Genomic DNA, 16036 nt, shown 5'->3' on the forward strand with positions numbered 1-16036 from the left:
CCGTCAGACAGCATAATAAATGCTCATGATGAGATCGCGGCGGAAGCTGCTGAGACATCTGTTCAGGAAGAACAAAGAGAAGAGTCTATCATACATGCTGACCACGAGCATTCAGCATATGAGGCTCTGACTAAAGCAGAGACTGGGGCCAAAGAAGCAGAAGGGCTATCAGAAATAATAAACAATCAGTACGAAATCCCAGCAGAAGCTGAGGACACGGCGATAGACAGGCAGCCAGAAAGCCTTACAGAAGCGGAACAGGACTCCAAACCGTTTTCTGCAGCCCATGAAAATCGGCAGGAAGTCCATCCGGAAGAATCATATGCAGCTCAAGAGAAGACGCAAAAAAGGCCTGTCATGCAGGAGAAGCGTACTGGACGAAGCACCTCTTCTCAAAAAGGGCCGTCCGTTCCTTTTAATGTCATGATGCTGAAAAGTGATACGCATAAACAGCAAAAAGCAGAGGAGCGCCGCGGCAGCTATGTGTTTCCGAATGTCGCACTGCTAGATGTCCCGCCAGCGCAAGTTCAGGACGATACTGCGTGGATCGAAGAACAGCGTCAGCTTCTTGATTTGACCCTGAAAAATTTCAATGTCCGCGCCAATGTGGTTCATGTGACCCAGGGGCCGTCTGTCACGAGGTTTGAAGTGCATCCCGAACCAGGCGTGAAGGTGAATAAAATCACCAACTTATCTGATGATATTAAACTCAGCCTGTCCGCAAAAGATATTCGGATTGAAGCGCCGATTCCGGGGAAAAACACGATTGGAATTGAAGTGCCGAACCGGACGAGCAAGGTGGTTGATTTGCGCCAGATGATTCGCAGCTCAGCTTTCAGGACAAGCAAGTCACCGCTCACGGCAGCGCTTGGGTTGGATATCTCAGGAAACCCTGTCGTCATCGACTTAAAGAAAATGCCGCACGGCCTGATTGCCGGCGCTACGGGCTCGGGAAAAAGCGTATGCATCAATACCATTTTAGTCAGCCTGCTTTATAAAGCAGATCCGAGTGAAGTAAAGGTGCTTCTGATTGATCCGAAAATGGTTGAGCTTGCGCCTTACAACAAAATTCCTCATCTCGTCAGCCCAGTCATTACTGATGCCAAAGCGGCTACGGCTGCTTTAAAATGGGTCGTTGAGGAAATGGAGCGGCGCTATGAGCTGTTTGCCCATTCCGGTGTCCGCGACATTGACCGGTTTAATCAATTAACAGCCGATCATCACACGGGCGAAAAGCTGCCGTATTTAGTGGTGGTTATTGATGAGCTGGCTGATTTGATGATGGTGGCGCCAAATGATGTCGAAGAGAGCATCGCACGGATCGCCCAAAAAGCCAGAGCGTGCGGAATCCATCTGCTCGTCGCGACTCAGCGGCCGTCAGTCGATGTCATTACCGGTCTGATTAAGGCGAATATCCCGACGAGAATTGCATTTTCTGTCTCGAGCCAGGTTGATTCCCGAACGATCATTGACATAGCCGGTGCAGAAAAGCTTCTTGGAAAAGGGGATATGCTCTTTTTGGAAAACGGTTCAGGAAAACCTGTCCGCCTGCAAGGTAATTTTGTGTCGGACCGAGAAATCGACCGCGTCGTTTCCCATGTCAGAAACCAAATGCCGCCAACCTATTTATTTGAACAAGAAGAGCTTGTTAGACAAGGATCAGCCCTGAAGGAAGAGGATGAACTGTTTTATGATGCGTGCGAGTTTGTTGTTAAGCAAAACAGCGCGAGTACTTCAAGCCTGCAAAGAAGGTTCAGAATCGGATACAATCGCGCGGCAAGGCTGATTGATATGATGGAAGCGGAGGGCATGATCTCTGAGGCAAAAGGAAGCAAGCCGCGAGAAGTGCTGATCACAGCAAGTGATTTAATAAACGAATAATATAGGTTCATTTTCACACCAAACATGGTATGATAGTGTTTAGAGCATTTAACAGCTATGCCGCTTTACAGCAGGTGCGCATAAACAAATCTTGATATCTAGGTTTAATCGGAAAGAAATAACCGGATACTAAACATTACAAAACATATAAAATACGCCGCTAAGGTTGCTTTTCAGCCGCCGCGGTCGCAAATTGAAATGAGCGTCATATACTGGGGAACAGATAGACGTTTGTTGGAGGTACAATTATGACTGTTTATCATTTTGTTGGAATAAAAGGGACCGGTATGAGTCCGCTTGCCCAAATACTTCATGATAATGGATATACTGTCCAAGGATCGGATATCGAAAAATTTATTTTTACACAAACAGCGCTTGAAAAAAGAAATATTACGATTCTTCCTTTTAGCGCTGAAAATATTAAACCCGGCATGACAGTCATCGCCGGTAATGCATTCCCAGACACGCATCCAGAGATTGAAAAAGCCATGTCTGAAGGAATTCCGGTGATACGTTATCATAAGTTTTTAGGCGACTACATGAAAAAATTCACAAGTGTTGCCGTTACGGGTGCACACGGCAAAACGTCGACTACGGGGCTGCTGGCTCACGTGATCCAAAACGCAAAACCGACGTCTTACTTAATCGGGGACGGAACAGGCCAGGGAAATGAAAACAGCGAATATTTTGTATTTGAAGCGTGTGAATACCGCCGCCATTTCTTAAGCTATCAGCCTGACTACGCGATCATGACGAATATTGATTTTGACCATCCTGATTACTTCTCAAGCATTGACGATGTGTTTGACGCTTTCCAAGAGATGGCTCTCCAAGTCAACAAAGGCATTATTGCCTGCGGAGACGATGAGCATCTGCCGAAAATTCATGCAAACGTCCCTGTTGTGTATTACGGCACGGGGGAAGAAAATGATTTTCAAGCCAGAAACATCGTAAAAAGCACGGAAGGGACAACTTTCGATGTATTTGTCCGCAATACATTCTATGATACGTTTTACATTCCTGCGTACGGCCACCACAATGTATTAAACTCATTGGCGGTCATTGCGTTATGCCATTATGAAGAAATTGATTCCAGCATCATTAAGCATGCCCTTAAATCATTCGGCGGCGTCAAACGCAGATTCAATGAGAAGCAGCTCGGTGATCAAGTCCTGATTGACGACTACGCTCATCACCCAACAGAAATAAAAGTGACAATTGAGGCAGCAAGACAGAAATATCCTGATCGTGAAATTGTCGCGGTATTCCAGCCTCATACATTTACGCGGACGCAGCAATTTCTAGACGAATTCGCAGAAAGCCTGAGCGGGGCTGACTGTGTGTATTTATGCGACATCTTCGGCTCTGCCAGAGAAAACGCAGGAAAGCTGACGATCGGCGATCTCCAAGGAAAAATTCATAATGCTAAGCTGATTGAAGAAGATGACACATCTGTTTTAAAAGCTCATGAAAAAGCCGTTCTCATCTTTATGGGAGCAGGAGATATCCAAAAATATATGAGAGCCTACGAAAACGTCATGGCATAATAAAAAGCAGTGATCTCACTGCTTTTTATTTATCTGCTGGAAAAGCTTGTTAAAGGATTTTCTGACAAAACGGAGAATAATATGTATACAGCCCAGCACACATGTTTATGATTGAAGAAAACGGGTAAACAGCAGTATATCCTGCAGCAAGGAGGTTTGAGATGATTATCATTCTTTATTTAAGCGTTGCACTCATCGCAGTCGCATTTCTCGTATTAGTGATCTACTTGTCTAAAACATTGAAGTCACTGCAGCTGACACTAAAACACGTTGCATCCACTCTCGAAGGGCTGGAGGGACAAATGAAAGGCATTACAACTGAAACAGCCGAGCTTTTACATAAGACCAACCGCCTGGCTGAAGATATTCAGGAAAAATCAGAAAAGCTGAACACGGTCGTTCATGCTGTTCAAGGAGTGGGAACTTCTGTACAGCAGTTCAATACATCCATGAAACAGGCAGCAGGGTCTGTATCGGCATCAGTAAGAGAAAATCAAGACAAGATCAATCAAGTTGTCACATGGAGCCAAGCAGCGATGGAAATTTGGGAGAAATGGAAGCAAAGAAAAAAATCGGCTCTGTAAGAGAAAAAATACGATGAGGAGGAATAATGATGAGCAAAGATGGAATTAATAGTAAAGATTTTTTAATCGGAACTTTAATCGGGGGAATCATCGGTGCCACTACCGCACTTTTTCTAGCGCCTAAATCAGGCAAAGAGCTTCGCGACGATCTCGGCAGCCAAGCGGTTGCTTTACGGGACAAAACTGACAAAATGACGGCAGATGCGAAGGAAAAAGGCACGCAATATGTCAGCATCGCAAAAGACAAAACATCCAACATCACACAGCTTGTAGCGGATCAGTCAGGGCAGATCATGAACAAGGTGAAGGATTTAAGAGACCGTTCCAAATCTGCAAAAACTGATTCATCAAACGAAATGCAAGAGATGAGAGAAGAAGCGATGCAGGCGGCTGATGAAACAAAAGATCAAGTCCTCCAAACGAAAGAAGATGTAAAAGACGAACTGAAAGATGCACAAAAACAGGCTGAGCATATCAATCGCTAAGCAGGGAAGGAAGAGCTTGAGTAATGGCAAAACAGCTTATTCAATCTGAGGAAGAATTTAAACGGATTGCCGAACAGGAAGGCCTTTTCGTCTTCTTTAAACACAGCACCACATGCCCGATCAGCCAGGCAGCATTTCATGAGTTTGATGCCTTTGCAAATCAGCACGAGGATGTGCCGGCTTACTACCTGCAAGTACAAGAAGCCCGGCCGCTGTCAAATTTCATTGCAGAAACATACGGCGTAAAACACGAAAGCCCTCAGGTTTTCGTCATCCAAAACGGTGAGGTTAAATGGCATACCTCACATTCACAAATTACAGAAGCGGCTATTGAGCAGCACCTGTCATAAAAAAAGCGTCCAGATATGATCTGGCGCTTTTTTTTTTGAAAAAACCCTTGAACATTGCCCTCACATCATGTAGGATAGCTTCATAGATTACTTTATCACTTAAAAGCGTTTGGGTAATAAAGTAGAGTTTTTATAAAATTTTTTGTATTTCAGTATTTCCATTTGGAATTACTTATAGTAAGATGCATGATAACTACAAAATAAAAAATGAATGTGCAGGGAAAGGATGAAAACAATGAGCAACACAGAGTTAGAGCTTTTAAGGCAGAAAGCAGACGAACTAAACCTACAAATATTAAAATTAATCAACGAACGCGGAAATGTTGTAAAAGAGATCGGTAAAGCGAAGGAAGCACAAGGTGTCAATCGTTTTGACCCTGTCAGAGAACGCACAATGTTAAACAAAATCATTGAAAACAATGACGGGCCTTTCGAAAATTCTACCATCCAGCACATTTTTAAAGAGATATTCAAAGCCGGTTTAGAGCTTCAGGAAGAAGATCACAGCAAAGCGCTGCTTGTCTCCCGTAAGAAAAAACCTGAAGATACAATTGTTGATATCAAAGGTGAAAAAGTCGGAGACGGCCAGCAAAGATTCATTGTCGGCCCATGTGCAGTAGAGAGCTACGAGCAGGTAGCTGAAGTGGCTGCAGCTGCGAAAAAACAAGGAATTAAAATTTTGCGCGGAGGAGCCTTTAAGCCTCGTACGAGCCCATACGATTTCCAAGGGCTTGGTGTTGAAGGCCTGCAAATTTTAAAACGTGTAGCGGACGAATTTGATCTGGCAGTTATCAGTGAAATTGTAACTCCGGCTCATATCGAAGAAGCGCTTGACTACATTGATGTGATTCAAATCGGAGCGCGCAACATGCAAAACTTCGAATTGCTGAAAGCGGCAGGCGCAGTGAAAAAGCCAGTGCTTCTCAAGCGCGGACTTGCTGCAACAATCTCTGAATTCATCAATGCCGCTGAGTACATCATGTCACAAGGAAATGACCAAATTATCCTTTGTGAGCGCGGGATCAGAACATACGAAACAGCAACGAGAAACACGCTGGATATTTCGGCTGTACCGATTTTGAAACAAGAAACGCATTTGCCTGTTTTTGTTGATGTTACGCATTCAACTGGCCGCCGCGATCTCTTGCTTCCGACTGCTAAAGCCGCTTTAGCGATCGGCGCAGACGGTGTAATGGCTGAGGTTCACCCTGATCCGTCAGTTGCACTTTCTGACTCTGCTCAGCAAATGGCGATTCCTGAATTCGAAAAATGGCTGAATGAACTGAAACCAATGGTGAAAGTCAACGCTTAATTGATCAATCTTAAAAGGCCGCGTCTGCGGCCTTTTTTTATGCTTTCTCGTTTATTTAGTTATAAAATCCAAGTATACGTTTTCATCATCTATAAAAACGTGTATAATTTCATGAGAAGTATTTAAATTTGATGAATAATGAAAAATAATGTACACTACTGACTTACGCTTACAAATCATAAACGACATAAATTCGGACATTATGACATTTCTCTACATAAAGTGTTTATGCTATAGATAAGGATAAGTGTATCCAGTAAAAGGAGTGGTTTTTTAGGATGAGCAATATTACGATCTACGACGTAGCGAGAGAAGCTAATGTAAGCATGGCAACCGTTTCCCGTGTCGTGAACGGCAACCCGAATGTAAAACCGACAACACGGAAAAAAGTCTTGGAAGCCATTGACCGTCTCGGCTACCGTCCAAACGCGGTGGCAAGAGGGCTGGCAAGCAAAAAAACAACAACTGTAGGTGTCATCATTCCCGATATCTCCAGCATTTTCTATTCGGAGCTAGCACGCGGGATTGAAGATATCGCGACAATGTATAAATACAATATCATTTTGAGCAACTCTGACCAAAACCTGGAGAAAGAGCTGCACCTGTTAAACACAATGCTCGGCAAACAAGTGGACGGCATCGTGTTTATGGGCGGAAACATTACGGACGAGCATGTTGCGGAATTTAAGCGTTCTCCAGTGCCGATTGTACTTGCCGCTTCAGTAGAAGAGCAGGGGGAAACACCGTCAGTCGCGATTGATTACGAACAGGCGATCTATGATGCAGTGAAGCTTTTGGTTGATAAAGGACATACAGACATCGCATTCGTTTCCGGACCAATGACAGAACCGATCAACCGCTCAAAAAAACTGCAAGGCTACAAACGTGCGCTTGAAGAAGCGAACCTTCCGTTTAATGAACAATTTGTCGCTGAAGGGGATTACACATATGATTCCGGACTTGAAGCGCTGCAGCATTTGATGAGCCTGGACAAAAAACCGACAGCCATTCTTTCTGCAACTGATGAAATGGCACTCGGCATTATCCATGCCGCTCAGGATCAGGGCTTATCCATTCCTGAGGATCTCGACATTATCGGATTTGATAATACAAGATTAAGCCTCATGGTTCGTCCGCAGCTTTCAACAGTGGTTCAGCCGACATATGATATTGGCGCCGTGGCGATGAGACTGCTGACGAAGCTCATGAATAAAGAACCGGTTGAAGAGCATATCGTCGAACTGCCGCACCGTATAGAGTTAAGAAAGTCAACTAAGTCATAAGAAAAACAAGAGAGCAAGCTTCACCTCTTAGGTGAATTCTTGCTTTTTTCATGGGGAGAAATGATGAAACGTTTTGATTATCTTACACCTGTTGGTTTTGTGTTAGGAACGGTTATTATTGTGATCGGGATTATTTCGGGATCGGGAGTAAGCGGTTTCCGTTCTTTTCTTGATCTGACTTCTTTCTTTATCGTAACAGGGGGGCTTTGCGCCGCTGTTTTTATCAGTTTTCCGCCGAGAGAGCTGAAAAAATCGCCGTCTGTGTTAAAGCAGGCTTTTATCCGCCAGGAAGACAATGTGAAAGATCTGGTGAAAACCTTTGTTTCTCTTTCTGATCATGCGCGAAAACACGGGCTGCTATCACTGGAAGACCAGGCTCGGGACATTGAAGATCCTTTCTTGAAAAAAGGGCTGTTATTAGCAGTTGACGGCTGGGATGAAGAAACGATTCGGCTCGTCATGGACTCAGAAATCGCAGCAATGGAGGAACGGCACCGCAAAGGACGGCGTGTTTTTGAGAAGGCAGGAGAATTTGCTCCGGCATGGGGAATGATCGGAACGCTCGTCGGGCTCGTGCTGATGCTCAAAAACCTAAATGACCCGAATATGCTTGGGCCGAATATGGCCGTTGCACTTCTGACGACCTTATACGGTTCATTGCTGGCAAACATGGTCTTCAACCCGATTGCGGCTAAGCTTGAGGAAAAAACGGAAAGTGAAATCTTTATCAAGCAGGTCATGGTTGAGGGCATTATCGGAATCCAATCCGGAAAAAATCCTCGCAATCTCGAAAGCCAGCTTGTCGTTTTCAGCTCTCGGGAAGAATGGCAGAAGCAGCCGAATCAAGTAAAAACAAAAAAGGGATCTGTACATGAAGCTTAGAAGAGAACGTTTTGAAAGAAGGAATGGAAGCGGGAAAAACAGTCAATCTTCACCCAGCTGGATGGTCACCTTTACAGATCTGATCACTTTGATCCTTGTGTTCTTTATTTTACTTTTTTCAATGTCCCAAATTGATCTGCAAAAATTTAAAACGGCAGTTGAATCGATTCAAAAAGAAGGCAGCGGGCTCCAGCCAGACCAATCGTCCATAGAGAAAAAGAACACATCGCCAGCCGATGCGAAGAAGCAAGAGGATCAGCTCCTTAACAAAGTAAATACATATATAAAAGACAATCATTTGAACACCCTAATGACAGCCAAACGGGATGAACGCGGTGTCGTGCTCGTTCTGCAGGAGGCTGTGCTGTTTGATTCAGGTGAGGCAAAGGTGCTGAAAAATGCTGAAACACTTCTTCACCGGATTGCCGTTCTTCTTCAGACAATTCCAAATGACATTCAGGTGGAGGGCCATACAGACAGCCGAAACATCTCGACTTACCGATACCCGTCGAACTGGGAGCTTTCAGCAGCACGGGCGAGCGGAGTGATTCAATACTTCACCTCAAAAGAGAAACTTCCCTCCAAGCGCTTTATTGCTGTCGGTTATGCGGATACAAAGCCGGTAAAGGATAACAAGACAAACGAACACATGAAAGAAAACCGGCGTGTGGAAATCGTCATCAAAAAATCAAAAACGACCTCTTCGTGAAGGTCGTTTTTTTACTTTGTTCTTTGCTGCTCAGACCGTATCGCATATAATGCTTTGCTGACGGTTTGGGCATTTTTTTCTGTGATTTCAGGCTTGCGGGGAATCGGAGGATATAAATCGGCCGGATCGCTCCAGCTGGGCGGAAGGGCGACGGGACATTGTTTTTGCCATTTGGCGATCCATTCCGGCGGGATATCGAGTCCTGGATCAATGCCCTTCATTTCAAGCCATATTCTGGCCCAGGCACGGGGCACGACACGCCAAATATCATATCCGCCGCCTCCGACTGCAATCCATTTCCCTCCGCAATATTGATGGGCTAGCGTGTGTGCAAGCCGGGGAATTTCTTCGTATATCTTGATGGTTGCAGATAAATGCGTAAGCGGGTCATAGTAATGGGCATCGGCGCCGTTTTGGCTGATAATGACATCCGGCTGAAAATAAGCGGCGACTTCTGAAGCCGCTGTCTGGTAAGCCTCAAGAAAAGAATCATCCTCTGTAAAAGCGTCTAGCGGGATATTAAAGGAATAGCCATATCCTTTTCCGCTGCCTTTTTCTTGGATCTGGCCGGTTCCAGGGAATAAATACCTTCCAGTTTCATGAATGGACAGCGTGCATACGCCAGGGTTATCGTAAAACGTAAATTGCACACCGTCTCCGTGGTGGGCGTCCGTATCAATATAAAGCACCCTGGCGCTGTATTTTTTCTGGATATATTGAATTGCCACAGCGCTGTCATTATATATGCAAAACCCTGAAGCTCTCCCCCGAAAGCCGTGATGAAGGCCTCCGCCAAGGTTGGCCGCATGCAGGGCTTGTCCCGACATCACCCAGTCTGCGGCCGTTAAGGTGCCGCCGACTAAGAGTGATGCCGCTTCGTGCATGCCGGCAAAGACGGGTGTATCTTCTGTGCCGAGCCCGTAGCTTTCTCCTTCTTCAGCGGGAAGTTTTCCCGCGCCCGCAAGCTTTACCGCCTGAATGTAATCGTCCGTGTGGACAAGGGCAAGCTCTTCTTCTGCAGCGATTCTGGGGCTGACAATGTCTCCATCATCAAAGGCATTGATCGCCTTAAGCAAATCATATGTTAACAGAACCCGCTGCTGATTAAAGGGATGTTCCTGATGAAACATATAGGTTTGGTAGGATGGAGAATAGATAAATACACTGTCTCTCATAGCAGATCCCTTTGCTCTGACGGCCATATGACGTGGTGCCCATTTCTTTGTAATGCCTGCAAAAACGGCAGCGGATTCATCGTTTTCACACGGAAGACAAGCACTTTTACACCGGGATCATCATGCGGATAAACAAGCACGCTTAATATTTTCACTTGAAGGTCTTGGCAAAGACTGCTGATCTCCGCTAGGCTTTTGGTGATGTCGTTTACTTTGATTTCGATTTGCGATCCCGGCTGGTCAGCTCCTGTCAATTTGACAAACGTCCGCAGCAAATCAGTTTTTGTCAAAATGCCTACTAATTTTTGATGCTGCACCACTGGCAGACAGCCGATGCCATGCTCGTAGAACACGGCAGATATTTCTTCGACAAAATCTAACGGGTGGGCGCAGACGACCTCTTTTTTCATAATTGAATCTACGCTCCGTGTGAGAAATCGGCTCCGTTTGCTTTCCTCAAAAATACTCGGGCTGGCCTGTTTCATGTCTCTGTCTGTAATCATGCCGATCACATGGCAGTTTTCGTCTACAACAGGCAGGTGCCTGATATGGAACTCTTTCAGTTTGCATATTGCTGTTTCAAGCGTATCCGTCTTCGTTAATGTAATGACATCCCTTTTCATGATTTGCTCAACAATCATTATTTTTACCCCTTTGTCAGTGTCAGTTAATACATATAACGATGGTAAAAACGGAGCCTGTCAAATTGTTCAATTGATTCTTGGCTGACGTTTTTTCCGATGCGGGCCATCAGACAGTTTGCAGGGTGAGAGCTGATCTCCGGCTCATCCGTTGCAAACCAGACCAATCCGCCTGCGTTCATCATCTTTTCCATGATCTTTCTATATTCCCACACATCTTTTTTCATCCCTTTTAAATCCCAATGCCAGTAATATTCCGTCGTCATCACGATGTAGTTTTCCATTTGTTCATCCATCATGCTGACGGCCAGAAGCGTCTTTCCGACAGAACATCCCCGATAGGCTGGCGCCACCTCGATGGCACCGAGCTCAAGCAAATCCTTCATATGTCCTTCAGACCATCTTTCGAGCGGATCAGGATATAAATACGTCACATAGCCGACAATGGTTCGGCCGTCTCTGGCAATAATAATGCGCCCCTCGGGAAGGCCTGCAATGTCAACTAACGCTTCATGCTGCTCACGAGGCGGGCGAAATGCGGTTAAATCTTTATGAAACTCATAACCTGCCAAATCCTCTGGAGAGACAGGCCCTTCTATCAGTAAAGAGCCGGTTGCTGTTTTGATGTTTGCTGAATGATATGTTTTATGATGTTCCACTAATTCACCGTCCCATCAATTCTTATAAAAATACATGCCTCCTTTAAGAATACCAAATTATAAAGCGTTTTCAACATGGTTTATATTTTAAAAATTGAGAAGAATATGAATATATACTATAATAATTGTGACAACTTCAGCAAAGGGGGATGTTTGGGCATGAATTTGAAAGCGTTACCAGCAATAGAGGGGGACCATAATCTAAAAAACTATGAAGAAACGTACCGGCATTTTGATTGGGCCGAGGCAGAGAAGCATTTCTCCTGGTATGAGACAGGGAAACTGAATGCGGCGTATGAAGCGATTGACCGCCATGCCGAATCGTTTCGAAAAAACAAAGTAGCGCTTTATTATAAAGACGCAAACCGGGATGAAAAATACACATTTAAAGAAATGAAAGAAGAATCAAACAGAGCCGGGAATGTACTGAGACGGTATGGAAATGTGGAAAAAGGGGACCGCGTTTTTATTTTTATGCCGAGATCACCCGAGCTTTATTTTATTATGCTTGGCGCTATCAAAATCGGTGCCATCGCCGGACCGCTGTTCGAAGCATTTATGGAGGGAGCGGTGAAAGACCGGCTTGAAAACAGCGAGGCGAAGGTTGTTGTCACGACGCCTGAGCTGCTGGAGAGAATACCGGCTGACAAACTGCCTCAATTACAGCATATATTCGTAGTCGGCGGAGAGGATGTTAGCGGCTCAAACATCATCAATTATGACGAAGCAGCTAAACAGGAGAGCACAAGGCTGGATATCGAATGGATGGACAAAAAAGACGGCTATCTGCTTCACTATACATCGGGTTCTACTGGAACGCCAAAGGGCGTGCTTCATGTCCATGAAGCGATGATTCAGCAATACCAAACAGGAAAGTGGGTTCTTGATTTAAAGGAAGAAGACATTTACTGGTGCACAGCTGATCCGGGCTGGGTGACAGGTACGGTATACGGCATTTTTGCACCGTGGCTGAACGGAGCAACAAATGTCATCGTCGGCGGACGCTTCAGCCCGGAGAGCTGGTATGGAACGATTGAGCAGCTTGGCGTCAATGTCTGGTACAGCGCGCCGACCGCTTTTCGCATGCTGATGGGAGCGGGGGATGAGATGGCTGCGAAATATGATTTAACCTCACTCCGGCATGTGCTCAGTGTCGGTGAGCCGTTAAATCCGGAAGTCATCAGATGGGGGCACAAAGTGTTTAACAAACGAATCCATGATACATGGTGGATGACAGAAACGGGCAGCCAGCTCATCTGCAACTATCCTTGCATGGATATCAAACCGGGCTCAATGGGTAAGCCGATTCCCGGTGTGGAGGCAGCGATCGTTGACAATCAGGGCAACGAGCTTCCGCCGTACCGAATGGGCAATCTCGCCATAAAAAAGGGCTGGCCGTCCATGATGCATACCATTTGGAATAACCCTGAAAAGTACGAATCGTATTTCATGCCGGGCGGCTGGTATGTGTCCGGCGATTCTGCTTACATGGATGATGAGGGATATTTCTGGTTCCAAGGCAGAGTTGATGATGTCATTATGACCTCCGGTGAGCGCGTCGGCCCATTTGAAGTGGAAAGCAAGCTTGTCGAGCATCCGGCCATTGCAGAAGCAGGGGTAATCGGAAAGCCTGATCCGGTGCGGGGAGAAATCATTAAAGCTTTTATTGCACTCAGAGAAGGATTTGAGCCGTCCGATAAACTGAAAGAAGAGATCCGCCTATTTGTGAAGCAGGGGCTTGCAGCCCATGCGGCTCCGCGTGAAATTGAATTTAAAGATAAGCTTCCGAAAACCCGGAGCGGAAAAATCATGAGACGCGTGCTGAAGGCGTGGGAGCTTAATTTGCCGGCCGGAGACCTGTCAACGATGGAGGATTAAAAGGCAGCGTTGACACGGAATTTTATTTATGTTAAAAATGATATAGCTTCATATGAAAAGGTAAAGATTGAGACAAGTAGAATATCCTTACGTTCCAGAGAGCTGATGGCCGGTGAAAATCAGCACAGACGGATATATCGAATACACTCATGAACCGCTTTTGCAAACAAAGCCAGAGCAGGCTTTCAGTAGTGAAAGAACGGACCTGATCCGTTATCAGGCAAAGTGATAAGACGAATGTTTTGCGTTCTCTTATTAGTAGGGTGGTACCGCGATGATCAATCGTCCCTTCGTGTAAACGAAGGGGCGTTTTTTATTTTAGTTTAAAAAAGGAGCCATATCTTATGACAAACTTACTTGAAGACTTATCCTTCCGCGGATTGATTCAGCAAATGACGGATGAAGAAGGGTTAAATAAACAACTGAATGAAGAAAAAATCCGCCTGTACTCAGGCTTTGATCCGACTGCAGACAGCTTGCATATCGGACATCTGCTGCCTATTTTAACACTCCGACGTTTTCAGCTAGCGGGGCATCATCCGATTGCGCTTGTGGGCGGCGCGACAGGCCTTATCGGCGATCCGAGCGGAAAAAAAGCGGAGCGTACATTAAATACTGCTGACATCGTATCTGAATGGTCCCAAAAAATCAAAAATCAGCTGTCCAGATTTCTTGATTTTGATGCAGCAGAAAACCCTGCTGTTATCGCGAACAACTTTGACTGGATTGGCAAAATGAATGTGATCGACTTCCTTCGTGACGTCGGAAAAAACTTCGGCATCAATTACATGCTGGCAAAAGACACGGTCAGCTCGAGAATTGAATCCGGCATTTCATACACGGAATTCAGCTACATGATTCTTCAATCTTATGATTTCCTAAATCTGTACAGAGATAAAAACTGTAAGCTGCAAATCGGCGGAAGCGATCAGTGGGGCAATATTACAGCAGGTCTTGAACTGATCAGAAAATCAGAAGAAGAAGGAGCAAAAGCGTTCGGTCTTACGATTCCGCTTGTCACAAAAGCAGACGGCACGAAGTTCGGAAAAACGGAAGGCGGCGCGATCTGGCTTGATAAGGAAAAAACATCTCCTTATGAATTCTATCAATTCTGGATCAACACAGATGACCGTGACGTTGTCAAATACTTAAAATACTTTACATTCCTATCAAAAGAGGAAATTGAAGCATACGCTGAGAAAACAGAAACGGCGCCTGAAAAGCGTGAAGCTCAAAAACGCCTGGCAGAAGAAGTGACAGCGCTCGTTCACGGACGCGAGGCGCTGGAGCAAGCGATCAACATTTCTCAAGCGTTGTTCAGCGGCAATATTAAAGAGCTTTCTGCCCAAGACGTAAAAGTTGGCTTTAAAGATGTTCCTTCTATGGAAGCTGACAGAAGCCAGGAGCTTTCACTTGTAGATGTATTGGTGCAATCTACATTATGTCCTTCTAAACGCCAAGCGCGTGAAGACATTCAAAACGGAGCTGTTTACATTAACGGTGAACGCCAGACGGACATTAATTATATCTTATCGGCTGAAGACCGCATCGAAGATCAATTTACTGTTCTGCGCCGCGGAAAGAAAAAATACTTCCTTGTGACGTATAAATAAACAAAAAAGATCCTTTGCCGCCATGGGCAAAGGATCTTTTTTGTTTATCGCATACAAATAACAGGAAAAGAGTATATTAGATAGGGCAAACACGACCAATCAACACCTTTTAACAGAAAGGAGCGCTTACCGTGAATCTCATGTGCACGATTGCAAAAGAAAGGCTGCAGCGGGACTATTGGGTACAGCAGGCGCGAGAAAGTGTTGGCCAGCCAGAGGCAAAAGACGAATCAGACGATAAAAAAACCCCGACCGCATAGCGGCAGGGGTTTTTTAAAACGATTAACGAGAGTAGAACTCAACGATAAGCGCTTCGTTAATTTCCGGAGCAAGTTCAGAACGCTCAGGAAGACGAGTGAAAGTACCTTCAAGCTTTTCAGCATCGAAAGTAAGGTATTCAGGAACGAAGTTGTTCACTTCAACAGATTCTTTGATGATAGAAAGGTTTCTTGATTTTTCGCGAACACCGATTGTTTGGCCAGGTTTCACAAGGTAAGACGGGATGTCAACGCGGCTTCCGTCTACAAGAATGTGACCGTGGTTAACCAATTGGCGAGCTTGACGGCGAGTACGTGCTAAACCTAGCTTGTACACAACATTATCAAGACGAGAATCTAAAAGAATCATGAAGTTTTCACCGTGTTTACCAGCTAGTTTGCCAGCTTTGTCAAACAAAGTGCGGAATTGGCGTTCGTTTACACCGTACATGTGACGAAGCTTTTGCTTTTCTTGCAATTGCAAACCGTATTCTGATAATTTTTTACGTTGTCCTGGACCGTGTGGACCTGGAGCGTAAGGGCGTTTTTCTAATTCTTTTCCTGTACCGCTAAGAGAGATTCCTAGACGGCGGGACAGTTTCCAAGATGGACCTGTATAGCGAGCCATAATGTGACTCCTCCTTTGGTTTTATTTTTGTGGAAAATAAAAACCGTCTGCTCTATTCGACCATGCACATTTTGTTTTCATGTATCCTCGCTCCAGCAGCAGAGAGTTACACGATACACCTTATGGTAAAGGAACAAAATGAAAACATAGAA

16 protein-coding genes and 1 other annotated feature are annotated in these 16036 nt (G+C 45.1%); of the genes, 12 read left to right on the plus strand and 4 right to left on the minus strand.

The genetic code is table 11. The features are described 5' to 3' along the window. From MOC09_RS09945 to motS, 9 genes are all read left to right on the plus strand, one after another. The coding region (locus MOC09_RS09945; protein WP_268370403.1) for a DNA translocase FtsK at positions 1–1881 on the plus strand (1881 nt) is incomplete at its 5' end. Positions 1882–2129: 248 nt separating this feature from the next. Next, a complete protein-coding gene (gene murC, locus MOC09_RS09950; RefSeq protein ID WP_268361149.1) occupies positions 2130–3428 on the plus strand; it encodes a UDP-N-acetylmuramate--L-alanine ligase in 1299 nt (432 codons plus the stop codon). A 161-nt stretch (positions 3429–3589) separates the two neighbouring features. Beyond that, positions 3590–4012, plus strand: coding sequence for a DUF948 domain-containing protein (locus tag MOC09_RS09955; RefSeq protein ID WP_268361148.1), 423 nt, complete (start codon positions 3590–3592; stop codon positions 4010–4012). 29 nt (positions 4013–4041) lie between these two features. Next, positions 4042–4497 carry a YtxH domain-containing protein gene (locus MOC09_RS09960; RefSeq protein WP_268361147.1) on the plus strand — a complete coding sequence of 152 codons (456 nt, stop codon included), beginning with the start codon at positions 4042–4044 and terminating at the stop codon, positions 4495–4497. 23 nt (positions 4498–4520) lie between these two features. Further along, positions 4521–4847, plus strand: coding sequence for a bacillithiol system redox-active protein YtxJ (gene ytxJ, locus MOC09_RS09965; RefSeq protein ID WP_268361146.1), 327 nt, complete (start codon positions 4521–4523; stop codon positions 4845–4847). A 235-nt stretch (positions 4848–5082) separates the two neighbouring features. Then, entirely contained in the window at positions 5083–6159 is a 1077-nt protein-coding gene (locus MOC09_RS09970) for a bifunctional 3-deoxy-7-phosphoheptulonate synthase/chorismate mutase (protein WP_268361145.1), read from the plus strand. Positions 6160–6437: 278 nt separating this feature from the next. Further along, complete coding sequence (gene ccpA / locus MOC09_RS09975; RefSeq protein WP_101863503.1) at positions 6438–7442, plus strand: catabolite control protein A; 1005 nt, start codon at positions 6438–6440, stop codon at positions 7440–7442. Positions 7443–7505: 63 nt separating this feature from the next. Then, a complete protein-coding gene (motP, locus tag MOC09_RS09980) occupies positions 7506–8324 on the plus strand; it encodes a flagellar motor protein MotP (protein WP_268361144.1) in 819 nt (272 codons plus the stop codon). Then, entirely contained in the window at positions 8314–9033 is a 720-nt protein-coding gene (motS, locus tag MOC09_RS09985) for a flagellar motor protein MotS (RefSeq protein ID WP_268361143.1), read from the plus strand. Before motP ends, motS begins: the two co-directional genes overlap by 11 nt. Before the next feature lie 11 nt (positions 9034–9044). Here motS and MOC09_RS09990 read toward each other — a convergent pair whose 3' ends face one another. Genes MOC09_RS09990 through acuA form a run of 3 tightly spaced genes read right to left on the minus strand, consistent with a single transcriptional unit; the run spans position 9045 to position 11508 of the window. Further along, on the minus strand, positions 9045–10208 hold the full coding sequence (locus MOC09_RS09990) for an acetoin utilization protein AcuC (RefSeq protein ID WP_268361141.1): 1164 nt from the start codon (positions 10206–10208) through the stop codon (positions 9045–9047). After that, entirely contained in the window at positions 10205–10849 is a 645-nt protein-coding gene (locus tag MOC09_RS09995) for an acetoin utilization AcuB family protein (protein ID WP_268370404.1), read from the minus strand. The genes MOC09_RS09990 and MOC09_RS09995 overlap by 4 nt, the downstream gene beginning before the upstream one ends. A 26-nt stretch (positions 10850–10875) precedes the next feature. After that, positions 10876–11508, minus strand: coding sequence for an acetoin utilization protein acetyltransferase AcuA (acuA, locus tag MOC09_RS10000; protein ID WP_268361137.1), 633 nt, complete (start codon positions 11506–11508; stop codon positions 10876–10878). 159 nt (positions 11509–11667) lie between these two features. On the opposite strand from acuA, the gene acsA reads away from it, so the two are divergent. The 3 genes from acsA (at position 11668) to sr7p (ending at position 15259) form a co-directional block, all read left to right on the plus strand. Continuing rightward, positions 11668–13386, plus strand: a complete 1719-nt coding sequence (gene acsA / locus MOC09_RS10005) for an acetate--CoA ligase (RefSeq protein WP_268370406.1) — start codon at positions 11668–11670, stop codon at positions 13384–13386. Between the two features lie 54 nt (positions 13387–13440). Next, positions 13441–13679, plus strand: a binding site (T-box leader). Positions 13680–13730: 51 nt separating this feature from the next. Then, positions 13731–14999, plus strand: coding sequence for a tyrosine--tRNA ligase (gene tyrS / locus MOC09_RS10010; protein ID WP_268370408.1), 1269 nt, complete (start codon positions 13731–13733; stop codon positions 14997–14999). Between the two features lie 131 nt (positions 15000–15130). Then, a complete protein-coding gene (sr7p, locus tag MOC09_RS10015) occupies positions 15131–15259 on the plus strand; it encodes a small protein SR7P (protein ID WP_268370410.1) in 129 nt (42 codons plus the stop codon). Positions 15260–15281: 22 nt separating this feature from the next. Here the strand turns inward: sr7p and rpsD are convergent, their stop codons facing one another. Continuing rightward, entirely contained in the window at positions 15282–15884 is a 603-nt protein-coding gene (gene rpsD / locus MOC09_RS10020; protein ID WP_003229304.1) for a 30S ribosomal protein S4, read from the minus strand. Between the last annotated feature and the right edge of the window lie 152 nt (positions 15885–16036).

Origin of the sequence: Bacillus sp. N12A5, from assembly GCF_026790125.1 — a bacterium.
GTDB lineage: Bacteria > Bacillota > Bacilli > Bacillales > Bacillaceae > Bacillus.